We start from the raw sequence: 24,035 nt of genomic DNA, 5'->3' as shown, positions 1-24,035 counted from the left end.
CGTGCCGCTGCAGCGGGGGCCAAGCAGGTGACGCATTGCACGCCTGGTTGTGCCTGCCTGTGCTGTACCCGGCAGGTAACAGACTGAAACATTCCCGCTGTGTCACTGTAACTGTCGCGTAACCGGACGGACATACCGTGCACACCCATCTTTTACACAGATTGGGGGCAGTAGTGCGCAAGAGCGTCTTGGTGGTGGCGGTAACGAGCGCGGTGGCCTGCATGGCCATTGCACCTGCATATGCGCTGCAGGCCAGCACGGCCGATGGTGCATCCACGCTGGCCAGTGGGGCGGCTGCGGCCATCGACCTTGAGCGCATTGAAGTCCGTGCGCAGCGCGAAGCGCAGATCCGGGCGGTGGAGCTCAAGCGTGATGCCAATGGCGTGCAGGATGCGGTTGCCTCCGACTCCATGGGCGACTACCCGGACATGAATGTAGCCGAGTCGCTGCAGCGCCTGCCAGGTGTCAGCGTCACCCGCGATCAGGGCGAGGGACGTTTCGTGGTCATCCGCGGCCTGGATGCGGCCCTCAACAGCGTCAGCATCGATGGCATCGCGATTGGCACGCCCGAGGATTCGTCGCGTGCAGCACCGCTGGATGTGATTCCTTCGGAGTCCACGGAACGCTTGCGGGTGATCAAGTCGGCCACACCGGACATGCCGGGGGACGCCATCGGTGGCGCGGTGGTGGTGGAGTCGGCGTCGGCATTCGACCGTGAGGGTCGCTCCTTGAAGGGCAAGCTGGAAGGCAGCCACCAAGAACTGTCGGGCGAGACCAGCCCGAAGGCCGCGTTCAACTACAGCGAAGTGTTTGGGAAAACCTTCGGCGTGGCCTTGGGTGTGAACTACCAGAAGCGCACGTTTGAGTCTGACAATACCGAAGTCGAATACGACAACTACGACGGCGGTGCCGATGATGATCTGGTGGCGGTGGATCTGCAGCGTCGCAAGTACACCATCGAGCGTGAGCGCACCGGCGCCAACCTGAACTTCGATTGGCGCCCTGACGATGCCAACCGCTATTACCTGCGCACGTTGTACAGCCGGTTCGATGATGCCGAAACGCGGCAGCGCACGATCTTTGGCCTGGGCGACGGCGAGATTTCGGCATTGGGCAATGGCCGCTACCAGGTGGACGCATTGCCGGCCGATGCCATCAGCAAGCGCATGCGCTATCGCACCAAGGAAGAAAACACACTCGCGGTCAGTCTGGGCGGCGAGAACCGCCTGAGTGCTGCCGTGCTCGACTACAAGGTGGGTTATACCAAGACCCGTGAGCGCGTGAACGACGAGATGGAAGCGCGGTTTGACTATGACGGCGGTGACCTGTCGGCAACACTGGACCAGAATAGCGGCATTCCCGGCTTGAGCCTGAGCGACAGCGGCTGGATGGACAACGACAACTATGTGTTTGATCGCGTGGTGCTCTCGCCCAAGCAGATCGACGACAGCGAGCGCAGTGCGCAGGTCAATATCCGTTTCGATGGTGACAAGGCCAGCTACAAGTTCGGCGTGCTGGGGCGCTGGCGCGAGCGCGATGTCAACGTGGATGAGGTCGAGCTGCGCAGCGGCCCGGCGGTTGATCTTTCCAGCTGGAATGGCAAGACCCTGGATCATCGCGGTGGCAGTCTCGGCCAAGGCATGAGTTCGGCGGCGATGCGCGCCTGGTGGGCAGCCAATGGCAGCAAGTACAGTGCGAAGTCAGGCGACGTTGCTGGCAACAGGATGACCTCGCTGGAAGAGGACTATGTTGCCAATGAAGACATCTTCTCGGCCTATGCGATGGGTACCTGGGATATCGGTGCGCTGCGGGTGATCGGCGGCGTGCGCGTGGAGAACACGCAGTTCAACGCCACCGGCAACGATGTTGATGTTGCCAGTGACGGCAAGACCGTCACGGTGACCCCACGCATCGCCAACAACAGCTATACCAGCGTGCTGCCAGGCCTGCACCTGCGTTACGACACCAACAACGACTGGGTGCTGCGCGGCTCGCTCAACAAGACCGTGGCGCGCCCGTCGTTCGGTGATGTCTCGCCGCGTCTGGCCGTGAACCGGGACGACGAGGAAGCGCGCATCGGCAATCCCAACCTGGATCCGTACGAGTCCACCAACCTGGATTTCTCCTTCGAGCGTTACCTGGGCGAGAGCGGCATCATTTCGCTCGGCCTGTTCCACAAGTCCATCGATGGCTACATCGTGCAAACGGTGACGGACAGTGATCCCGAGTATCCGGGCTTCGACGTGACCCGTTCCATCAATGGCGACAAGGCCAAGGTGTTCGGTGCCGAGTTCAACTGGCAGCAGCAGCTGAGCTTCCTGCCTGGCGCCTGGTCGGGCCTGCTGGTGGGTGCCAGCGGCACCTGGCTGGATACCGACTTCAACCCGGGTATCGCTGGACGTGAACGCGACGATTTCAACTTGCCGCGTGCGTCCAAGAACATCTACAGCGCGCATATCGGCTATGAATGGGGCGGCCTCAGTACCCGCCTGGCCGGTGTCTATCGCAGCGAGTACCTGGACACCATCGGCGACAGCCGTGCATTCGACATCTATGTCGCGCCGCATACCCAGCTCGACTTCAGCTTCGACTACAAGCTGAGCAAGAACGTGAGCCTGTACCTGGAAGCTTCCAATCTGCTGGATGAGCCGCTCGAGCTGTACCAGGGCGTGTCCTCGCGCACCCTGCAGAACGAGGAATACGGCCGTACTTACGCGATCGGCGTGAAGGTGGCGCTGTGAGGGCCGCGCTGCTCGCTACCGCCGTTGCCTTGGTGCTGAGCGCCTGCCAGCCGGTGCCGAAGTCCAGCACGCCGCCGACTGCTGCCGACCTCGCCGAGGGCGCGACCGCCGTCCCGTCCAGCCTGGTGGCCGAAGCCTTCCTGACTCCGATGACCCCGGCTGACAATATTGATTCGCCGGCAAGCTGGCGCGGCGCTGATGGCCGGTTGTGGCTGATCGCTACCGCCAAGGCCACCGACAAGCTGGTGGTGTACGACGGCCAGGCCGGCAAGCATCTGCGTGACGTCGGCAGCACCGGCACCGCGCTGGGGCAGTTCGATCGCCCGAATGGCATTGCCGTGCAGGATGACCTGGTGTTCATCGTCGAACGCGACAACCACCGCGTGCAGGTGTTGCAGCTGCCGGACTTCAAGCCGCTGGGCGTGTTCGCCGGCAATGATCTGCGCAAGCCTTATGGCCTGTGGGTCAATCCGGTGCAGGGCGGCTATGACTTGTACGTCACTGATTCCTACGACGATGGCGAGGACGCTGCTGGCAACGACATCCTGCCGGCACTTGATCGCTTGAACGAGCGTGTACGCCGCTATCACGTCAAGGTCGAGGGTGACGCGGTGCAGGCCAGGCTGATACGCAGCATCGGCGACAGTTCGCCCAAGGGTGCGCTGCGTGTGGTCGAGTCGATCTGGGGCGACCCGGCCAATGACCGCCTGCTGATCGCCGAAGAAGACGAAACCTATGCCAGCGAGTTCAAGGTCTACAACCTGGCAGGCGACTTTACAGGGGAGACCTTTGGTCGCGGCCTGTTCAAGGCCCAGGCCGAAGGCGTGATGCTGCGTACCTGCGGTGATGGCGGCTGGTGGATCACCACCGAGCAGGGCAAACAGCGCAGTACCTTCCATCTGTTCGATCGCAAGACACTGGCGCCGGTGGGCTCGTTCCACGGCAATACGGTGGCCAATACCGACGGCATCTGGAACAGCCAGCAGGTGTCGGCACGTTTCCCGCAGGGGGCGTTGTACGCGGTGCACGACGATCAAGGCGTGGTGGCCTTCGATTGGCGTGACATCGCCAAGGCGTTGTCGCTGCCGCAGGACTGTGGCCAGTGATGGCGCGGGGACGTTGTCGCCAGCGGCTGCCGCTGCTGGCGCTGATCAGCGCAGCGCTGATGGGCGCAGCTGGAGCGGTGGGGGCCGCTCCAGCTGCCGAGCCCAATACGCAGGTGCCGGCGGGGAGCCGGCACTACGCGGCCAGTGACTTCCCTGACCGTATCGTCGCGTCGCCAGCACAGGATGCCAGCGGCGGTTTCGCGGTAGCGTGGCGCACCGCGCCACTGGCACAGCCGGCGTTGCTGGAAATCACCGTGGCTGGCGACTCGCCGGACATGGGGCAGGTGCGACAGCTCACTGCGAGCAGCCAGCTGCTGCAGACCGAAAACGGCAGCAGCCAGCATCATCGTGCGCTGATCGATGGCCTGCAGGCCGACACGCTGTATGCCTACCGGGTGCAGGGGCAGGGCACCTGGAGTGCATGGCAGCACTTCCGTACCGCTGCTGGTGCTGGCCAGCCGCTGACCGTGCTGTATTTCGGTGATACCCAGAACAAGAACCTCAGTCATGTCAGCCGGGTCATACGACAGGGCTGGCAGACCGCACCGGATGCGCGGCTGACGCTGTTTGCAGGTGATCTGGTCAGTGGCGGTGATGGCGAGGACGACAACGAATGGGGCGAGTGGTTTGCCGCCGGTGGCTGGCTGCTGCCGGGCATGGCGGTCGCACCGGCCGCAGGGAACCACGAGTACTTCGAGGAGTTCGAGGACACGCCGCAGGAACGGCGTGTGCTGGGCAAGCATTGGCCGGTCACTTTCGCATTGCCGGGCAATGGCGCGGCTGCTGCTGCCAGTACGACGTATTGGTTCGATTACCAGGGACTGCGCGTGGTGGTGCTGGATGGCACGTCGGCGCTGGATCTGGGCACCGCCAAAGCGCAGGCAGGCTGGTTGGACGGCGTACTGGAAAGCAGCCAGCAGCCCTGGAACATCGTGGTCGTGCATCAGCCGCTGTATCCGTTGCGTGCCGAACGCGACACCTCGCTGCTTGCCAGCGAGATCCGCCCGGTGCTGCAGCGGCACAGGGTCGATCTGGTGCTGCAGGGCCATGATCACACCTACGGTCGTCGTGCCGATGCAGGTGCGGCGTTGCCGCAGTACATCTCATCCGTCGCCGGTCCCAAGCAGTACCGCTTGTCGCCGGAAGCGCGCGCGACGATGAAGCCCACCGCCGAGGACACGCAGTTGTTCCAGGTGCTGCGGCTGGATGACAAGGGCCTGCGCTACGAGGCGCGTACGGCGACGGGGCGGCTGTATGACGCATTCCGGATAAGCCGCAGTGCCGAGGGTGACAAGCAGTTCAGCGAGATCACCGAAGGGCGCATCCCGCAGCGCGATTGCCCACGTGCAGTCTCGCCCAAAGGCCGCGATGACCGTTGCTGGGAGTGAGCAGATGAAGACGATGCAGGCAGTTCTATTCGGCGTATTGCTGGCGATGGCTTCGCCGTTGTTGGCGGCGGGTGAACTGCTGCACCCCTTCACCTTGCCGCAGCCCGCCAATGCACCGGAGGAAGCGTTGCTGGCGGTGGAGATCCCTGCCGGCGGTGCGATCAAATACGAGCTCGGCGAGCACGGCGAGCTGCGGGTGGATCGCTTTTTGTCGATGCCGGTCACGTATCCGGCCAACTATGGTTCGATGCCGCGGACCCTGGCTGGCGATGGAGATCCGCTGGATGCGCTGGTGTTGACCCGTTTCCCGATCCAACCCGGTGCGGTCGTGCGCTTCCGCTCTCTGGGCGTATTGCGCATGATCGACAAGGGGCAGGCCGACGAGAAGATCGTCGGTGTGCCGGTGGATGCAGTTGACCCAAGCTATGCCAACGTACGCTCCCTGCAGGATCTGCCGGCAATCGAGGTCCAGCGCATCGAAGCCTTCTTCCGTATCTACAAGCAATTGCCTGGCGGTGCAGACATCCAGCTCAATGGCTGGGGTGACGCTGCCGAGGCCCGGCAGGTGATCAGCAGGGCATTGGCCGGTTACCGACAGGCCATGCCTGCACGCTGAGTACCGAACCGGTTTCACGGCTTGGGCGGTGGCTTGCACCTATAATGAACGCGGATTCGTCCCAATCGGTCATCGCGGGCAGGTCGGCAATGCTGCCGCCGTGATGGCAACAGGTAGCAATGACGGCGCGGCCAGGGGTGTTGGCCGGGCAATCACGGCGGGCTGCCGGTAGCGGCAGGTGCCCAATCAAGGAGGGTGGTCATGCGCATTATGGGTAAGGCGTGGAACAAGCTGGCGGTTGCCGCCATGTTGTTGGCATTAGCAGCGAGCGCGGGAGCGGCGCCTCCGTTGGAGGAGGAAATCGTCAATCCCAGCGAAGTGCTGTTTGAGAACGGCAAGGCGTATGCCGATGCCGGCGGTGGGCAGATGGAGCAGTTGCACAGCCGCAAGCAGGGCGGCGAGACCATTTACTACCGTTTGGTCCGCTACGACAACGAGAACGGCTATGTCGGCAACGATGGCGCGCAGGTGTTGGCGCAGACCTTCCGCACCGAGTCGAGCATTGGCGAAACACCTTACCGCTACTACGGTTCCGGTCATTTCTCCCGTCCCGATTTCTACAACAGCCCTTACAACCGCGATGCGCGCCAGCGCTATTCCGGGCCGGGTTACTTCGGCAGCTGCAGTCGCTATGACGGCTGCAAGGAAGTGCAGATCGTGCCGTTGTGGCCGTATTACCGCGGTTATTGATCTTGTATTGATGCTTGGACAGCGTCCCGGGTGCGTTTCGCTTACCCGGGCTACGAACCGGCGCTGCATCGCTAGATGCAAACAGAAACGGCGGCCTTCATGGCCGCCGTTTCTGTTTGGTGCCTAGCGCGGTGCTCAGGCGCTGAGCGCTTCAACCACGCGCAGCTTGGGGTGTCCCTTCGAACGCTGCTGATATTCCTGCTCGATGTCCGCCAGACGCTTGGCGTTGGGGCATTGCAGCATCATGTAATTGGCGTCGAAGTTGAGCTTGGCGACCAGGAAATCGATGAATGCGCGGACCTTGGGTGAGACCAGGCGGCCGCCCGCAAACACTGCGTTGAAGTCATAGTCCGGGCCGGTCCAGCCGGGCAATATCTGCCGCACCATGCCGGACTCGACAAAGGGTTTGGCCATGACGTCGCTGCTCAGCATCAGGCCCTCACCCGCTACCAGGGCCGCGTTGAGGGCCGAGGGGTCATTTGCGACGATCAGCGGAGTGACCGGAAATTCGCGCATTTCCCCGCCATTTTCAGCCAAGGTCCAGGTAAAGCGCTGGTTCTGGCCGTGGTGGGCCTTGCGGATGGCAAGCGTGCGATGGAACTGCAACTCGTCCGGATGCTGGGGTTCGCCGTGCACGGCGATATAGGCCGGGCTGGCGAATACCTGGGTGCGCAGGCTGCCAAGCTTGCGAGCGATCAGGTTGGAGTCGGGCAGGGGGCCAACCCGCAGCGCCAGATCCACTTCGCCGGCGATCAGGTCCAGGGTTTCGTTGCCCAGGTGCATGTCGACCCGGATCTCGGGGTACTCACTCTGGAACTGGCCCAGCAGTGGGGCAATCCAGCAGGTGCCAATCGAGTACGGCACCGTGAAACGCAGCCAGCCGCGTGGGCCGGACTGCAGCTGGCTGACCGCACTTTCGGCCTGGTCCAGTTCGCGGGCGATGCGCTGGCAATGCTCGTAGTACACGGTCCCAGCCTCGGTCAGGCCTAGGCGGCGCGTGGTCCGGTGCAGCAGGCGCGCGCCCAGACGCGTTTCCAGCTCCTGCACCTTGCGGCTGACCGTGGTCTTGGGTTGGCCAAGCAGGCGTGCAGCCGCAGTGAAACTGCCTTGTTCAACCACTTTGACGAAGATCAGGGTGTCGTTGAGATCGTTGGCCATGGGAGAGGACTCTTGCGGCAGCGGAATTGTGCCGGCGACGGGATGATTATTCCCTTCAATCCGTACTAATCAAGTATGGATTTGAGGCCTACCTTGTACGCCTGTACCCATTCTGGACCTGCCGTCATGCGTATGCGCTCCCCCATGGCACTGCCAGCGCCACGCCGTGAACCCAGTTACCGCAATGCTTTGCCTTCAAGGTTGGCTGGCAATCGATTGAATCCATTGCAGTTTGAGTCCCTGGTCGGCAACCCGCGGGCGGAAGCCCGGGGAACCGGCCGCGCGGTTGGGGCGGCGCTGTTGCGGCGCCTTCTGTGTCGTTTTGTCCCATCAATGGTCCAAAAATTTCCGCGGACGGGACAGTGATCCCGCTGCAACCGACATCGTTCCGACCGGGCAGAGCGCCGTTGCGCAAATCCGCGCATGTGCGGACGAGTGCCTGGTTGCTGTCGCGCTCCGCTTTGTAGTCCTGCAATTCCCTGATCACCTCCCCCTTGGAGCACGAAATGAAAGGTATCTCCCCCTCCCCAACGCTGCGCCGCGTTGCCTTGGCAGGCATGTCGGCATTGAGTCTGGCCGTCCTGGTCGCCTGCAGCGGCGGCCATGCCGAGAATGGGCCGCCGCCGGCACCCGAAGTAAGCGTCGCGCCGGTGCTGATCAAGCAGGTCGCGCAGTGGGACGAGTTCAGCGGTCGCATCGAGGCGGTGCAGAGCGTTGAACTGCGTCCTCGGGTGTCCGGCTACATCGACAAGGTCAACTACGTCGAAGGCGATGAGGTGAAGAAGGGCGACGTTCTGTTCACCATTGATGCGCGCAGCTACCAGGCCGAGTTCAACCGTGCGCAGGCCGAATTGAACCGCGCACGCACGCAGGCAGGTCTGGCACGCAGCGAGTCCGAGCGCGCCCGTCGCCTGGCCGAACAACAGGCCATTGCCGCCGAAACCGCCGAACAACGCCGCGCCAGCGCCGATCAGGCCGGTGCGCAGGTGCAGGCAGCACAGGCGGCCCTGGATGCGGCACGGCTCAATCTTGAGTTCACCAAGGTGCGTGCACCGATCGATGGCCGTGCAGGCCGCGCGATGGTGACCGCTGGCAACCTGGTTACCGCCGGTGATGCCGCCAGCGTGCTGACCACGCTGGTGTCGCTGGATACGGTGCACGTCTATTTCGATGCGGACGAATCCACCTATCTGCGTTACGCGCAGATGGCTCGCGATGGCGAGCGCCCCAGCGAACGCGATCAGGCCTTGCCGGTAAAGGTTGGCTTGAGCGGTGAGCAGGGCTACCCGCATGAGGGCAAGGTCGATTTCCTTGATAACCAGATCACCCGCAGCACCGGCACCATCCGCGTACGGGCACTGCTGGACAACGCCGGTCGCCAGTTCACTCCGGGCCTGTTCGCTCGCGTGCAGCTGCTGGGTAGCGGCCAGTTCCAGGCGGTACTCGTGGACGACAAGGCAGTGCTGACCGACCAGGACCGCAAGTACGTGTTCGTGCTGGACAAGGACAACAAGGCGCAGCGTCGTGATGTGCAGCTTGGTCGCAATGCCGAGGGCCTGCGCATCGTCGAACAGGGGCTGGCTGCTGGCGACAAGGTGATCGTCGACGGCGTGCAGAAGGTGTTCATGCCAGGCATGCCGGTGCAGGCCAAGCCGGTGGCGATGCAGCGCGTCGCGGCATCAGCCACCCAGGCCGTGAGCAGCATCAACTAAGCCGCCAACTACCTTTGCCGGCGTGGCTGCCGGCCGTGCGCGTCTGCTCCTGTCGGGAGCGGGCAGGGCGGCTGCAGCCTGACGCCAGCTTTTCCAAGGATTTCCCATGGATTTTTCCAGATTCTTCATCGACAGGCCGATCTTCGCGGCGGTGTTGTCGATCGTGATCTTCGCCGCTGGCCTGGTCAGCATCCCGTTCCTGCCGATTGGCGAGTACCCGGAAGTGGTGCCGCCGTCGGTGGTGGTGCGTACCGTGTATCCGGGTGCCAACCCCAAGGTGATCGCCGAGACGGTGGCCACGCCGCTGGAGGAAGCGATCAACGGCGTCGAAGGCATGATGTACCTCAAGTCGGTGGCCGGTTCCGATGGCGTGCTGCAGATGACCGTCACCTTCCGTCCGGGCACCGACCCGGACGAAGCAGCGGTGAAGGTGCAGAATCGTGTCGCCCAGGCACAGGCGCGTTTACCCGAGGACGTGCGGCGCCAGGGTGTGACCACCCAGAAGCAGTCGCCGACCTTCCTGATGGTCGTGCATCTCACTTCGCCCAAGGGTAACTACGACACCTTGTACCTGCGCAACTACGCACGCCTGCACGTCAAGGACGGGCTGGCGCGTATTCCGGGTGTTGGTGACGCGCAGATCTTCGGTGGCGGCGATTACGCCATGCGTGCATGGCTGGACCCGGACAAGGTCGCCGCGCGTGGACTGACTGCCAGTGACGTGGTGCGCGCGATGCGCGAACAGAACGTGCAGGTATCGGCCGGCCAGTTGGGCGCCGAGCCGATGCCCAATAGCCAGTTCCTGACCTTGATCAACGCGCAGGGCCGTCTGCGCAGCGAACAGGAGTTCGGTGACATCGTGCTCAAGAGCGGTGTTGACGGTGAAACGGTGCGCTTGTCCGATGTCGCTCGCATCGAACTGGGCGCGGGCGACTACACCTTGCGCTCGCAGCTGGATGGCAAGAACGCGGTCGGCATCGGCATCTTCCAGGCACCGGGCGCCAATGCGCTGGAGATCCGTGATTCCGTGATCGGCACCATGGACGAACTGCAGAAGACCTTCCCGGCCGACGTCAAGTACGAGGCGGTGTACGACACCACCATCTTCGTGCGTGACTCGATCAAGGCGGTGGTGACCACCTTGCTGGAGGCCATCGCGCTGGTGGTGCTGGTGGTGATCCTGTTCCTGCAGACCTGGCGTGCGTCGATCATTCCGCTGATCGCAGTGCCGGTGTCGGTGGTCGGTACCTTCGCTGCGCTGTACCTGCTGGGCTTCTCGATCAATACGCTGAGTCTGTTCGGCCTGGTACTGGCGATTGGTATCGTGGTCGATGACGCGATCGTGGTGGTGGAGAACGTCGAGCGCAATATCGAGGAAGGCCTGTCGCCCACGGCGGCGGCGCACCAGGCCATGAAGGAAGTGTCCGGCCCCATCGTCGCGATTGCGTTGGTGCTGTGTGCGGTGTTCGTTCCGATGGCCTTCCTGTCCGGCGTTACCGGCCAGTTCTACAAGCAGTTCGCGGTGACGATTGCCATTTCCACGGTGATCTCGGCGATCAACTCGCTGACCCTGTCGCCGGCGCTTGCCGCGCGTCTGCTCAAGCCGCATGGTGCGGCCAAGGATGCGCCCAGCCGTTTGATCGACAAGTTGTTTGGTTGGGTGTTCCGTCCGTTCAACCGCTTCTTCAAGACCAGCTCGGAGAAGTATGAGCGTGGCGTATCGCGCATCCTCGGCCGTCGCGGTGCGGTGTTCGTGGTGTATGCGGTGCTGCTGGTGGGCACCGGCGTGATCTTCAAGCTGGTGCCGCCGGGTTTCATTCCGACCCAGGACAAGCTGTACCTGATCGCCGGTGTGAAACTGCCGGAAGGCTCCTCCATTGCGCGTACCGATGAAATGCTGCGCAAGGTTGCCAAGATTGCCCAGGAAACCGATGGCGTCGCCCACACCATCTCGTTCCCGGGTTTGAATGCACTGCAGTTCACCAATACGCCCAACACCGGCGTGGCCTTCATCCCGCTCAAGCCGTTCAATGAGCGAAAAGGCCGTACTGCCGCGCAGATCAATGCCGAGATCAACCAGAAGATCGCCGGGCTGCAGGAAGGGTTTGCGTTCGCGATGATGCCGCCGCCGATCCTTGGTTTGGGTAATGGCAACGGCTACCAGATGTTCATCGAGGACCGTGGCAATCTCGGCTATGGTGCCTTGCAAAATGCGGTGCAGAGCATGCAGGGCGCCGTGGCACAGACGCCGGGCATGGCCTATCCGATCACCAGTTACCAGGCCAACGTGCCACAGCTGGATGCGGAAGTGGACCGGGTCAAGGCCAAGGCGCAGGGCGTGCAGCTGACCGAGTTGTTTGACACGCTGCAGACCTACCTGGGTTCGGCGTACGTTAACGACTTCAACCAGTTTGGCCGCACCTGGCAGGTGATCGCGCAGGCAGACGGACAGTTCCGTGACAGCGTGGAGGACATCGGCAAGCTGCGTACTCGCAATGACCGCGGCGAGATGGTGCCGATCGGTTCGATGGTGACCGTCAAGGAAACCTATGGCCCGGATCCGGTGCTGCGCTTCAACGGTTATCCGGCGGCTGATCTGGCCGGTGAAGCCGATCCGCGCATGCTGTCCTCGGCCGAGGCGATGAACAAGCTCACCGAGATTGCCGGGCAGGTGTTGCCGGCCGGCATGGTCACCGAATGGACCGACCTGAGCTACCAGCAGGCGACCCAGGGCAAGGCTGCCTTCATCGTATTCCCGGTGGCGATCCTGCTGGCCTTCCTGGTGCTGGCGGCGCTGTACGAGAGCTGGTCGCTGCCGCTGGCGGTGATCCTGATCGTGCCGATGACCTTGCTGTCGGCATTGTTCGGGGTATGGCTCACCGGCGGTGATAACAACGTCTTCGTGCAGGTAGGCTTGGTGGTGTTGATGGGCCTGGCGTGCAAGAACGCGATCCTGATCGTCGAGTTTGCCCGTGAGTTGGAGATGGGTGGCAAGGGCATCGTCGAGGCGGCACTGGAAGCCTGCCGTCTGCGTCTGCGCCCGATCGTGATGACCTCGATCGCCTTCATCGCCGGCACGGTACCGTTGGTGCTGTCGCATGGCGCAGGTGCCGAGGTGCGCTCAGTGACGGGCATTACCGTGTTTGCCGGCATGCTGGGTGTGACCTTGTTCGGCCTGTTCCTGACCCCGGTGTTCTACGTGGCGCTGCGCAAATTCGTGTCACGTAACGGTGGCGGCAAGCTGGTACAGCATGGTGAGCCGACCATCCACCATTGATGGCAGGTGTAACTCCGTTGCGGGAGGCAGCAGATATGCTGCCTTTCGCAGGTCCTTGCCACCGTCACCGGCAAGGATGGTTTGAAATGTTATCGGTCTTGTATCAATTCATTCCCCCAAGGAAAAGCAGATGAATACCCAGAACACGAAGGTTGCCCTGGTTACCGGTGCCACCCGCGGCATCGGCCTTGAGACCGTGCGCCAGCTGGCCGCCGCAGGCGTGCATACGCTGCTCGCCGGGCGCAACTACGAGACCGCCGCCGCAAAGGCGCGGGAACTGCAGGCAGAAGGCCTGCCGGTGGAAGCCATCCAGCTCGATGTCAATGACCCCGACAGCATCGCAGTTGCGGTTGAACGGGTGACGCAGCAGCACGGCAAGCTCGATATCCTGGTCAACAACGCCGGCGTGCTGGTCGATGACCTGCAGGCCGGTGCCAGTGGCCAGTCGCTGGGCACCTGGCGTAGTACTTTCAATACCAATCTGTTCGCCGTGGTTGAAGTGACGGCGGCCTTCCTGCCGCTGCTGCGCGCTGCACCGGCCGGACGCATCGTCAATGTGTCCAGCATCCTCGGTTCGTTGACCCTGCATGCGCAGCCGGGCTCTTCGATCTACGGTTTCATCGTGCCGGCCTACAACGCTTCCAAGAGCGCGCTGAACGCCTGGACCGTGCAGCTTGCGCATGAGCTGCGCGAAGGCCCGATCAAGGTCAATGCGGTGCACCCGGGCTACGTCAGGACCGACATGAACGGTGGCGAAGGTGAAATCGATGTCGCCGAAGGCGCGCGTTCCAGCGTGGGCATGGCCTTGATCGCTGCCGATGGCCCCACCGGCAGCTTCAGCTACCTCGGGGAGGTGTTGCCATGGTGATGCGCCTGTTGGTGACCGCAATGGCCAGTGCCTTGCTGGCCGGTTGCATGACGGTGGGTCCGGACTACAAGGCAGCACCAGTGGAGCCGGTCAGCCTGCACGGCGCGGCTGACCCGGCGTTCTCCAGTGCGCCGCCGGTTGCGAGCTGGTGGGCGCAGTTTGATGATCCGGTTCTGGGTCAGCTTGTGCACGATGCGCTAGGCGACAACCTGGATCTGCGGATCGCCATGGCCCGCGTACGCGCTGCCCGTGCGGTGTTTACCGAACAGCGTCTGGATCAGCTGCCGCATATCACTGCAGGTGGCAGCCAGGACAGGCGCAAGCAACCCGATGCAACGCTGGGCGGCGAGCGCGTCGGTAGCGAGACCTATCAGCTCGGCTTCGATGCTGGCTGGGAACTGGATCTGTTCGGCAGGCAGCGTCGTGCGGCCGAAGCCGCGCGCGCCGACCTGGGCGCCGAGCGCGACAATCTGGCCGATGCGCAGGTGATGGTGGCGGCAGAAGTGGCACGCAACTATTTCGAACTACGTGGCTCGCAGAAGCGTATTGCCGTTGCCCGCGACACGCTGCTCAATCTGCGTGAAACCCAACGGTTGACCGAGACCCGATTGGAACTGGGTGCAGGCAGTGAGCTGGACGTGCAGAGCAGTCGCGCCCGCTTGAAGGCGATCGAGGCGGATATTCCGTTGCTGGAGGTGTCCGAGGTGCAGTCGCGGCATCGTCTTGCCGTGCTGCTTGGGCAGCGTCCCGGTTCGCTGGACACACTGCTGCAGCCACGCGAAGTGCCTGCATTTGCCAAGGCCTTGCCGCTGGGAGACACCAGCGACCTGCTGCGGCAGCGTGCCGATGTGCGCATGGCCGAGCGTCGTCTGGCTGCAGCCACGGCGCGTGTTGGCGTGGCGACGGCCGATCTGTTCCCACGTATCAGCCTGAGTGGTTTCGTCGGCTTTCTCGGCGGTGATGCTTCGGGTCTGGTGAATGGCAACAACAAGGCCTGGTCATTGACCCCGTCGATCAGCTGGGCGGCATTCGACTTTGGCACCGTGCGTGCACGCCTGCGTGCGAGCAAGGCGCAGGCCGATGGAGCGGCGGCCGAGTACGAGAAGGCGGTGTTGCTGGCATTGGAAGACGCCGAGAACGCGCTGACCCGATATGCCAAGCAGCAGGCGCGGTTGGGCATCGTGGCTGAGCAGGCACAGGCCGCACGCAAGGCGGAATCGCTTGCGCAGCTGCGTTATCGCGAAGGCTCGGAAGACTTCCTGGCCTTGCTGGATGCGCAGCGCAATCAGCTGGCTGCCGACGATGCGTTGGCGGCGGCGGAAGCGTCGGTGAATGTCAGTGTCGTTGCTGTCTACAAGGCGCTGGGTGGCTGGGGTGGACAGCCGGGCCCGGCATTAGCGGTTACAAGCGTGCGTTGAGAGAGCGGGAGCTTCTGGATCTGCAAACAGAAACAGGCGGCCAATGGCCGCCTGTTTCGTTACGCATCACCGAAAATCAGGCAGCGTCAGCTTGCGCCCGGCGCGGGCCTTCAACCAGCGCGCGACCCACCATATCCACCAGCACGTCGAGCTCCTCTTCATCCATGCCGAAGTGCGGGGTGAAGCGCAGCGAGTTCTCGCCGCCGTGGATCACATTGACGCCATGCATGCGCAGCCACTCTTCGGTGGAGCCGGCGCCATAGCATTTGAACTGCGGGGCCAGTTCGCAGGAGAACAGCAGGCCGGTGCCCTGCACCTTGGTGATCAGACCGCCCAGCTTGGCCTTGAGTGCTTCCAGCTTCTGCACGGCCTGTTCACCGCGCACGCGGATGTTCTGGCGCACTTCCGGCGACAGGCGGGCGAGGGTGGCAACAGCCACATCCAGCGCGCGCGGGTTGGTGGTCATGGTGTTGCCGTACACACCCTTGCGGTAGAGCTTGGCGGCATGCTCGGTGACGGCCAGCACCGACAGCGGGAACTGCGCGCCGTTCAAGGCCTTGGAATAGGTTTCCATGTCCGGCGGATCCAGCGTCTCGTAGCCCGGGTAGTCGACGAAGGACAGGGTGCCGTGCGCACGCAGTGCGGCCTGGATGGAATCGATCAGCAACAGGCTGCCGTGCTCGCGGGTGAGTTCGCGGACCAGCTTGTAGAAGCTTGCCGGCACCGCGCGGCCCGGGTCGCCTTCACCCATCACCGGCTCCAGGAACACCGCTTCGATGAACCAGTTGTTGGCCTTGGCATCGGCAAACACCTTGCGCATCGCCGCTTCGTCGTAGGGCGGTACGGTGATGACGCTGTTCTCGCCGCGGTAGCTGGCCAGGTGCTGGTCATAGGCCTTGCGGCTGGAGTCGGAGTACAGTGCCGGTCGGTCGGTGCGACCGTGGAAGCTGCCCTTGATGACCACACGCTTGATGGTGGCACCGGCATGCGGAGCGCCCGGATCGGTTTGCAGCTTGGCGTTGATGTCGGCAATACGTGCGGCCAGTCCAACGGCCTCGGAGCCGGAGTTCAAACACATGAAGTGCGAGAACGGACAGCCACCGCGGCTGTGGCCGATCTCTTTCTGCATGGCCTGCACGAAGCGGCGCTGGGCCAGGCTCGGGGTCATGATGTTGGCCATCACCTGCGGCTTGGCGGCGGCGGCCATCACGTCGGCCGGGGTGTGGCCGAAGCCAAGCATGCCGTAGCCGCCGGCGTCATACAGCACGGCGCCCTTGAGCGAGACCACCCACGGGCCGCAGGCGGCAAGGGCGATATAGGGGACGACGGCGTCGTCGGCATAGAAGTTGACGAAACCCGCCTGCATGGCGGCGATCTGGTCGTGCTCGTCCAGATCCAGCAGGTCGGCGGCTTCGTCCTTGATACGGGCGTATTCGCTGGCGGCAGCGGCAATGGCGCCGGCCAGGTCCGGGTGAGCGACGGCCAGGCGTTCAACGCTGGCGTCGTCCAAGCCTTGGGTCAGGCGCTGGCCGGCGTGCGCGCGAAGCGGGGCGAGGGGGCCGAGTACGGTCATGCTCATCTCCAGAAGTTTCTTGTATATACCCATTATCTGGAGATTCTGGACATATGGCAGCTATGATCTCGACGGATTTTCGGGTAATTTCGTCAAATCGACGAAGCTGGTTTGCAATGTGAATATTTCCCCTGCCGACGAACGCCTGTTGTCCGTATTGCGTGAGGACGCGCGGGCTTCCACTGCGCAGATCGCCCGCCGGCTTGGCTTGTCCCGGACCACGGTGCAGAGCCGCATCGACCGGCTTGAGCAGTTGGGGGTGATTGCCGGTTACACGGTACGCACTCACGAGGACTACGAGCAGGGCCAAGTGCGTGCACACGTGCTGATCACCGTGCTGCCAAAGAAGATGCCGGCCGTGGTCAAGGCGCTGCGGGACATCACCGAGGTGCGTTCGCTGCATTCGGTCAGTGGCAACCACGACCTGATCGCGATGGTTGTGGTGGGCGGGGTCAGTGAGATGGATGTGGTGACCGATGCGATCGGCGCTGTTGATGGGGTGGAGCGGACCAACAGCGCGATCATTCTTTCCACCAAGTTTGAGCGTTGAGGTAGGCCAGCCGCGCTGGATCGACGCTGCTTTGGCTTTGGGTATGGCTTTGGCTTTGGCTTTGGCTTCGCTTTGCTTTGCCCTTGCTCTACAGCCGTCATTCCCGCGAAGGCGGGAATCGCTCTTGCCTTTGGCTGCTGATTTGACGTGACCCGTGCGAATTCAGAGCCAAAGCCAGAGCCAGAGCCAAAGCCAAAGCGATTCCCGCCTTCACGGGAATGACGGCATATAGCGGAGGCGGAGCCAAGGCCACGGCCTAAAAACGAGTCCTTCCGCCGGCGAGAGCTACAATAGCCGGCTACCCGCACGAAGTTCCGGCCTTGAAGAAGTCCGATTTCACCTATGACCTGCCTGAGGAATTGATTGCCCAGGCTCCCTTGGCCGAGCGTTCGGCCAGCCGCCTGCTGCTGGTTCCACCAGCACCGGCGCCGTTCGATGACCGCCAGGTGCGCGATCTGGCCGAGTTGCTGCAGCCCGGTGACCTGCTGGTGTTCAACGACACCCGTGTCATCCCGGCACGCTTGTTTGGCCAGAAGACCAGTGGCGGCCGCGTCGAGATCCTTATCGAGCGTCTGCTTGGTGGCCAGCAGGCGCGTGCGCAGATCGGTGCCAGCAAGTCCCCCAAGCCGGGAAGCCGCATTCAGCTTGACGCCGGCGGCGAAGCCGAAGTGCTTGGTCGCGATGGCGAGTTCTATGTGTTGCGCTTCGATATCCCGGAGTCGCTGGAATCCTGGCTGGTGCACGAGGGCCGCCTGCCATTGCCGCCCTATATTCATCGCGAGCCGGGAGTGGACGACCGCGAGCGCTACCAGACGGTGTTCGCCAAGCAGGTGGGTGCCGTGGCTGCGCCAACGGCCGGCCTGCATTTCGACGAGCCCTTGCTGGCCCGCCTGCGCGAGCGCGGTGTCCAGTTTGGCCATATCACCTTGCACGTTGGTGCTGGCACGTTCCAGGCGGTACGCGTGGATGACCTGTCCCAGCACATCATGCACCGTGAATGGCTGAATGTCGGCGCGGAGCTGGTCGAGCAGGTGCGGCGGACCCGTGCTGCCGGTGGTCGTGTGATCGGCGTCGGCACCACCGTGGTGCGGGCGCTGGAGAGCGCCATGCGCGAGGGCGAGTTGCACCCGTATGCAGGCGAAACCCAGATATTCATCACCCCGGGTTACCGCATCCGCAGCGTCGATGCGATGGTGACCAACTTCCATCTGCCGGAAAGCACCCTGCTGATGATGATCAGCGCGTTTGCTGGCAAGGAGCGTGTTTTCGAGGCCTATGCCCACGCTATCGCGCAGAAGTACCGCTTCTTCAGTTATGGCGATGCGATGCTGTTGTTCCCGGCCGGCGAGGGTGCGGCGGTTTGACGCAGTGCGCGGACGGATCAAATGAGATAAGTTCTCATTTGATCCGTGTCCGGCCATCGTGGTCGGGACCGACGACCACTTCCGGAGTAATCCATGCGTCATCCGAAGCGTGCCGCCGGCCATCTGGCTGCCCTGTGTTCCCTCGTCCTGCTTGGTGCCTGCGCCAAGACCGGCGACAACCCCGCCTCTGCCGCCGCGTCGCAGGCAGCGGCCGCCGCTGGTGAGGTCAACCTCTACACCACGCGTGAACCCGCCCTGGTGCAGCCGTTGCTGGATGCCTTCACCGCGGATACCGGCATCAAGGTCAACACCGTATTGCTGAAGGATGGCTTGACCGAGCGGCTCGCTGCCGAAGGCGAACGCTCGCCGGCCGACGTGCTGATGACGGTGGATACCGGTCGCCTGCTCGACGTGGTTGAAGCCGGCCACACCCAGGCGGTGAAGTCGCCGGTGCTGGAAGCTGCCATCCCGGCGCATCTGCGTTCGCCCGAGGGGCAGTGGTTTGCGCTGTCGCTGCGCGACCGCGTGGTCTACGCCGACAAGGATCTGGACTTGACCGGCTTCACTTACGAAAACCTTGCCGACCCGAAATGGAAGGGCCGGGTATGCATCCGTTCCGGCCAGCATCCTTACAACACGAGCTTGTTCGCGGCGATGATCGCGCATGACGGTGCGGAGAAGACCGAGGCCTGGTTGCGCGGGGTCAAGGCCAACCTGGCGCGCAAGGCTGCCGGTGGTGATCGCGATGTTGCACGCGACATCCTTGCCGGTATCTGCGATATCGGTGTGGCCAATGCGTACTACGTCGGCCGCATGAAGAATGCCGAGGAAGGCTCCGAGCAGCGCGCTTGGGGCGACGCCATCCAGGTGGTACGGCCGGTGTTTGCCAGCGCCGCCGATACCGGTACCCACGTCAATATCTCCGGTGCCGCTGTCGCCCGCCATGCGCCCAACCACGACAATGCGGTCAAGCTGCTGGAATACCTGGTCAGCGACAGCTCACAAAGCCTGTACGCACGTGCCAACTACGAATATCCGGTCAAGCCGGGCGTGGCACTGGATCCGGTGGTTGCCAGCTTCGGGCCGATGAAGGTGGACCCGCTGCCCCTGGCCGAGGTGGTCGCCAACCGCAAACTGGCCAGCGAGCTGGTGGACAAGGTCGGCTTCGATAACTGACCCTTGCGGTTCCCTACGGGCCGGTGCCGTGCTTGCGGTGCCGGCCTGTTGTTTTGTGATGGATAGTGCTTGATGACGTGGCGATGGAACCCGTGGCTGCTGGGCGCGGTATTGGTGGCGGTGCTGATGTTGGCGCCGGTACTGGGCTTGGCGTGGGCAGCGAGCGATGGCAGCGTCGGGCTGTGGGCGCATCTATGGGCCAATGTGTTGCCGACTGCGCTGCTCAATACCGGCCTGTTGTTGCTGGGCGTTGGTGTATTGGTCGGCGTGCTTGGCACCGGTAGTGCATGGCTTGTGACGGCGTTTGCGTTCCCGGGCCGAAAAATGCTGGCGTGGACGCTGTTGCTGCCCTTGGCGGTACCCACTTACATCGCGGCCTTCGCGTATCTGGATGTCCTGCATCCGCTTGGTCCCGTGCAGGGGCTGATCCGCGACCTGCTGGGCTATGACAGTCCCCGTCAGTTCCGCCTTCCCGACATCCGCCATCTGGCAGGCTGCATCGTGTTGCTGGGCCTCGTGCTCTATCCCTACGTGTATCTGACTACCCGCGCCTTGTTCATGACCCAGGCTGCAGGGTTGCTGGAGGCGGCGCGCAGCCTGGGTGCTACGCCACTGCAGGTCTTCTGGCGGGTGGCGCTGCCCTTGGCGCGCCCGGCAATTGCCGTGGGCGTGGCGTTGGCCTTGCTGGAAACACTCAATGACATCGGTGCCTCCGAGTTCCTCGGCGTGCAGACCCTCACCGTGTCGATCTATACCACCTGGGTAAGTCGCGGCGACCTTGCAGGCGCAGCGCAGATCGCGCTGGCGATGCTCGCTGTGGTGGCCTTGTTGTTGACGCTGGAACGCTATGGCCGGCGCAGGCAACGCTATGCCAGCGTACTGCGGCCGCGTCCGTTGCAGCCGCAGCAACTGCGTGGCGCGCCCGCCTTGCTCGCATTGCTGCTGGGGCTGCTGCCGGTGTTGCTGGGCTTTGCGGTGCCGGCGGCCTATCTGCTCTGGGAGGCGGCGGAACGGCTGCAGGTAGCCGGCGTCTCGCCGCAGCTGCTGGTCGCGCTGTGGAATACGCTACGCGTTGCGTTGCTGGCGACAGTGGTGGCGATGGTGCTTGGTCTGCTGGTGGCGTGGGCGCTGCGTCTGACGCAGTCGCGGCGGCGTAGGGCGCTGGCAGTCACCAGCAGCCGCATCGCCGTGCTGGGCTATGCGATCCCCGGCACGGTGCTTGCCATCGGTTTGTTGCTGCCGTTGGGCGCATTGGATGCAATGGCGGGCAGTTTGCTGGAACTGGCTGGAAGTCAGCCACGGCTGTTGTTGATGGGGTCGGTGAGCGTGCTGGTACTGGCTTACACGTTGCGCTTTCTCGCGGTGTCGGTCGGTGGGATCGAATCGGGGTTGGCGCGCATTCCCTTGTCGCTGGATCAGGCCGCTGCGAATCTGGGCGAGGGTGCGACCGGCATGCTGCGGCGCGTACACCTGCCATTGTTGCGCCCGGCCTTGGCCGCGGCTGCGCTGCTGGTGTTCGTCGACACGATGAAGGAGTTGTCGGCCACCCTGGTGCTGCGGCCAATGAATTTCGAAACGCTTGCCACCTGGCTGTATGCCGAGGCGGCACGCGGGACCTATGAAGAAGGCGCGGTGGCGGCCCTGTTGATTGTTGTCAGCGGCTTGCTGCCAGTGATCCTGCTGGCCCGCGCCGGTGCGGCTTATGGAGTGGAAGATGCACGTTGACGCACAGCTGGTACTGGAAGACCTGCATATCGGCTATCCCGTCGCGGGTGGTTTCAAGCCAGTGGTGGAGGGCTTGTCGCTGCAGCTTGGGCGCGGCGAGATCGGCTGTCTGCTGGGAGCATCGGGCTGCGGCAAGACCACGGTATTGCGTAGCATCGCTGGATTCGAACCCCTGCAGCAGGGCAGCATCGTGCTTGCCGGGCGGCAGTTGGCCAAGGCGCAACAGGCGCTGCCGGCAGAGCAGCGCCGGGTGGGGATGATGTTCCAGGATTACGCGCTGTTTCCGCATCTGGATGTGGCGGCGAACATTGCTTTTGGCCTGCGCGGCCTGCCACGTGTGCAGCGCCAGGCGCGGGTGCAGGCGTTGTTGCAGTATGTGGCCTTGCCTGGCCTGGAGCGGCGCTATCCGCATGAGTTGTCCGGTGGCCAGCAACAGCGCGTGGCGCTGGCTCGGGCCTTGGCGCCGGCGCCGGATCTGCTGCTGCTGGACGAGCCCTTCTCGAACCTGGATGTCGATACTCGCCAGCGGCTCGCCGGCGAGCTGCGCGACCTGCTCAAGGCGGCCGGCACCACGGTGTTGATGGTGACCCATGACCAGGGCGAGGCGTTTGCCATGGCCGACCGCATCGGTGTGATGCACGGCGGTCGCCTGCGGCAATGGGATACGGCGCAGGCCCTGTACCAGGCGCCGCTGGATGCGTTCGTGGCCAGCTTCATCGGCCGCGGCACGGTCGTCGAGGCGGCGCAACTGGGTCTGGCTGGGGGCGGGCAGGTGCTGGTGCGCCCGCAAAGCCTGCAGCTGGACCCCGCTGCCGCCTTGCGCGCGAAGGTCGAGACCGTGGTGTTCCGCGGACCGGGCAGCAGCGTCTGGGTGCGCTTGCTCGATGGAGCGCGGCTGGAACTGGATTTCGGCCCTGGTGCGCTGCCAGAGATTGGTGCCGAACTAGGCCTGGCCTGGCACGATCCGGTCCCGCTGCGCTTCGACGACTGAGCGTGTGCGGCTGAAATTCGCCCTGCTGGCCCATATCCGCGACAATTGGCGCAACTGACGCCTCAATGCTTCCATGTCCAGATTGCAGTTCAAGCTCCAGAACACCGATGGCCGCGCCCGTCGCGGCCAGCTGTCCTTCCCGCGCGGCACCGTGCAGACCCCGGCCTTCATGCCGGTCGGCACCTATGGCTCGGTCAAGGGCGTGCTGCCAGAACAGGTGCGCGCGCTCGGGGCCGAGATCATCCTCGGCAACACCTTCCATCTGTACCTGCGTCCGGGCCTGGATGTCATTGCCGACCACGGCGGCCTGCATGGTTTTTGCCAGTGGAATGGCCCGATCCTGACCGATTCGGGTGGTTTTCAGGTGTTTTCGCTGGCGCATCGCCGCAAGATCACCGAAGAAGGCGTCACCTTCGCCTCGCCGACCGACGGCGCCCGGGTCTTCCTGGGGCCGGAAGAGAGCATGAAGATCCAGAAGGTGCTGGATTCGGACATCGTCATGATCTTCGACGAATGCACACCGTACCCGGCCACCGAGCCGGTGGCGCGCAAGTCGATGGAGCTCAGCCTGCGCTGGGCCCAGCGCAGCCGTAACGCGCATGACGCCATGGGCAACGACGCGGCGCTGTTCGGCATCGTCCAGGGCGGTGTGCACACCGAGCTGCGCAGCCGCTCGGCCGAAGGCCTGCAGCAGATCGGCTTCGATGGCTATGCGATCGGCGGCCTGGCGGTGGGCGAGCCCGAGCACGAGCGCAATGCCATGCTCGACCACATGCATCCGATCCTGCCTGCCGACCGCCCGCGCTACCTGATGGGCGTTGGCCGGCCGGAGGACCTGGTGGAAGGCGTGGCCCGCGGCGTGGACATGTTCGACTGCGTCATGCCCACCCGAAATGCCCGCAACGGCCATTATTTCACCTCGTTCGGCACCGTTCGCATCCGCAATGCCAAGTACGAGCGGGACATGAACCCGATCGAGCCGGGCTGCGGCTGCCATGCCTGCACCGGTGGCTACACCCGCTCCTACCTGCGCCATCTGGACCGCTGCAACGAGATGCTGGCGCCGATGCTGGGCACCCTGCACAACCTGTTCTATTACGAAAAACTGATGGCCGACATGCGTGCGGCCATCGAGGCGGGAACCTTCCTGGCCTTCCGCGAGTCCTTCTATGCAGCCCGGGGCCTGAGTGTCCCGGCGTTGTCGGGGGAGTAGCGGTCTTCACACGGTCCGGGACGCGCTCCCGGACGCGTGGCATACTTCACGGCTGACCCCGTTTCGCGGTAACTGCTGCAGGCCATCCGGCCCGGGTGGGTGCCGCCCAACATCAAGGATTACAAAATGACTCTGATGGCTATCCTGCTTCCCGTCGCCCAGGCTGCTCCGGCCGCACCGGGCATGGGCACCTTCCTGCTGCCCATCGCACTGATCGCAGTGATGTACTTCCTGATGATCCGCCCGCAGATGAAGCGCCAGAAGGAACACAAGGCAATGCTGGAGAAGATCGCCAAGGGTGACGAAGTGCTGACCTCCGGCGGCATCGCCGGCGTGGTTACCGACATCGGCGACAACTTCATCACCGTGGAAGTGGCCGACAACGTCCGCATCCGCGTGCAGAAGGGCTCGGTCGGCAACGTCCTGCCCAAGGGCACGCTGAAGAACGCCGCCTGAGACTGATCCCTTT

General features: G+C 63.7%; 18 protein-coding genes. 16 read left to right on the top strand and 2 right to left on the bottom strand.

Features of this window, described 5'->3' with window-relative positions; translation table 11 throughout:
• Positions 1–221: 221 nt before the first annotated feature.
• The 5 genes from ACVOLQ_RS10690 (at position 222) to ACVOLQ_RS10670 (ending at position 6,541) form a co-directional block, all read left to right on the top strand.
• Positions 222–2,741, top strand: coding sequence for a TonB-dependent receptor (locus tag ACVOLQ_RS10690; RefSeq protein WP_481527998.1), 2,520 nt, complete (start codon positions 222–224; stop codon positions 2,739–2,741).
• Positions 2,738–3,847, top strand: a complete 1,110-nt coding sequence (locus ACVOLQ_RS10685; protein WP_481527984.1) for a phytase — start codon at positions 2,738–2,740, stop codon at positions 3,845–3,847. Before ACVOLQ_RS10690 ends, ACVOLQ_RS10685 begins: the two co-directional genes overlap by 4 nt.
• Positions 3,847–5,235, top strand: coding sequence for a purple acid phosphatase family protein (locus tag ACVOLQ_RS10680; RefSeq protein ID WP_481527983.1), 1,389 nt, complete (start codon positions 3,847–3,849; stop codon positions 5,233–5,235). Before ACVOLQ_RS10685 ends, ACVOLQ_RS10680 begins: the two co-directional genes overlap by 1 nt.
• Positions 5,236–5,239: 4 nt before the next feature.
• Positions 5,240–5,851 carry an inorganic diphosphatase gene (locus ACVOLQ_RS10675; protein WP_481527982.1) on the top strand — a complete coding sequence of 204 codons (612 nt, stop codon included), beginning with the start codon at positions 5,240–5,242 and terminating at the stop codon, positions 5,849–5,851.
• Between the two features lie 210 nt (positions 5,852–6,061).
• Positions 6,062–6,541: a hypothetical protein gene (locus ACVOLQ_RS10670; protein ID WP_481527997.1), complete on the top strand. Its 480-nt coding sequence runs from the start codon at positions 6,062–6,064 to the stop codon at positions 6,539–6,541.
• 135 nt (positions 6,542–6,676) lie between these two features.
• On the opposite strand, the gene ACVOLQ_RS10665 is transcribed toward ACVOLQ_RS10670, so the two are convergent.
• Entirely contained in the window at positions 6,677–7,699 is a 1,023-nt protein-coding gene (locus ACVOLQ_RS10665; protein WP_481527981.1) for a LysR family transcriptional regulator, read from the bottom strand.
• A 515-nt stretch (positions 7,700–8,214) separates the two neighbouring features.
• Here ACVOLQ_RS10665 and ACVOLQ_RS10660 point away from each other — a divergent pair.
• The 4 genes from ACVOLQ_RS10660 (at position 8,215) to ACVOLQ_RS10645 (ending at position 14,974) form a co-directional block, all read left to right on the top strand.
• On the top strand, positions 8,215–9,411 hold the full coding sequence (locus ACVOLQ_RS10660; RefSeq protein ID WP_481527996.1) for an efflux RND transporter periplasmic adaptor subunit: 1,197 nt from the start codon (positions 8,215–8,217) through the stop codon (positions 9,409–9,411).
• A gap of 106 nt (positions 9,412–9,517) precedes the next feature.
• A complete protein-coding gene (locus ACVOLQ_RS10655) occupies positions 9,518–12,688 on the top strand; it encodes an efflux RND transporter permease subunit (RefSeq protein ID WP_481527980.1) in 3,171 nt (1,056 codons plus the stop codon).
• Between the two features lie 130 nt (positions 12,689–12,818).
• Entirely contained in the window at positions 12,819–13,556 is a 738-nt protein-coding gene (locus tag ACVOLQ_RS10650) for an SDR family oxidoreductase (RefSeq protein WP_481527979.1), read from the top strand.
• Entirely contained in the window at positions 13,550–14,974 is a 1,425-nt protein-coding gene (locus ACVOLQ_RS10645; RefSeq protein ID WP_481527978.1) for an efflux transporter outer membrane subunit, read from the top strand. The genes ACVOLQ_RS10650 and ACVOLQ_RS10645 overlap by 7 nt, the downstream gene beginning before the upstream one ends.
• 76 nt (positions 14,975–15,050) lie before the next feature.
• Here the strand turns inward: ACVOLQ_RS10645 and ACVOLQ_RS10640 are convergent, their stop codons facing one another.
• The gene (locus ACVOLQ_RS10640; protein WP_313494705.1) at positions 15,051–16,547 is read right to left on the bottom strand and encodes an aminotransferase class III-fold pyridoxal phosphate-dependent enzyme; all 1,497 of its coding nucleotides are present in this window, start codon (positions 16,545–16,547) and stop codon (positions 15,051–15,053) included.
• A gap of 118 nt (positions 16,548–16,665) precedes the next feature.
• Between ACVOLQ_RS10640 and ACVOLQ_RS10635 the strand changes: the two genes are divergently transcribed.
• The 7 genes from ACVOLQ_RS10635 (at position 16,666) to yajC (ending at position 24,022) form a co-directional block, all read left to right on the top strand.
• A complete protein-coding gene (locus tag ACVOLQ_RS10635; protein WP_282271858.1) occupies positions 16,666–17,097 on the top strand; it encodes an Lrp/AsnC family transcriptional regulator in 432 nt (143 codons plus the stop codon).
• A gap of 320 nt (positions 17,098–17,417) precedes the next feature.
• Complete coding sequence (gene queA / locus ACVOLQ_RS10630) at positions 17,418–18,461, top strand: tRNA preQ1(34) S-adenosylmethionine ribosyltransferase-isomerase QueA (protein ID WP_481527977.1); 1,044 nt, start codon at positions 17,418–17,420, stop codon at positions 18,459–18,461.
• A 93-nt stretch (positions 18,462–18,554) separates the two neighbouring features.
• Entirely contained in the window at positions 18,555–19,637 is a 1,083-nt protein-coding gene (locus tag ACVOLQ_RS10625) for a Fe(3+) ABC transporter substrate-binding protein (RefSeq protein ID WP_481527976.1), read from the top strand.
• A gap of 72 nt (positions 19,638–19,709) precedes the next feature.
• On the top strand, positions 19,710–21,362 hold the full coding sequence (locus ACVOLQ_RS10620; RefSeq protein WP_481527975.1) for an ABC transporter permease: 1,653 nt from the start codon (positions 19,710–19,712) through the stop codon (positions 21,360–21,362).
• Positions 21,352–22,353 carry an ABC transporter ATP-binding protein gene (locus tag ACVOLQ_RS10615; protein WP_481527974.1) on the top strand — a complete coding sequence of 334 codons (1,002 nt, stop codon included), beginning with the start codon at positions 21,352–21,354 and terminating at the stop codon, positions 22,351–22,353. Before ACVOLQ_RS10620 ends, ACVOLQ_RS10615 begins: the two co-directional genes overlap by 11 nt.
• 73 nt (positions 22,354–22,426) lie before the next feature.
• Positions 22,427–23,566 (top strand): tRNA guanosine(34) transglycosylase Tgt, encoded by a 1,140-nt coding sequence (tgt, locus tag ACVOLQ_RS10610; protein WP_282271735.1) that lies wholly within the window; start codon positions 22,427–22,429, stop codon positions 23,564–23,566.
• 126 nt (positions 23,567–23,692) lie between these two features.
• The gene (gene yajC, locus ACVOLQ_RS10605) at positions 23,693–24,022 is read left to right on the top strand and encodes a preprotein translocase subunit YajC (protein WP_282271731.1); all 330 of its coding nucleotides are present in this window, start codon (positions 23,693–23,695) and stop codon (positions 24,020–24,022) included.
• Positions 24,023–24,035 lie beyond the last annotated feature (13 nt).

The organism is Stenotrophomonas sp. STEN031 (assembly GCF_056759975.1).
Note: the sequence above shows the minus strand (reverse complement) of the source record. Positions and strands in the feature narration are given on the sequence as shown.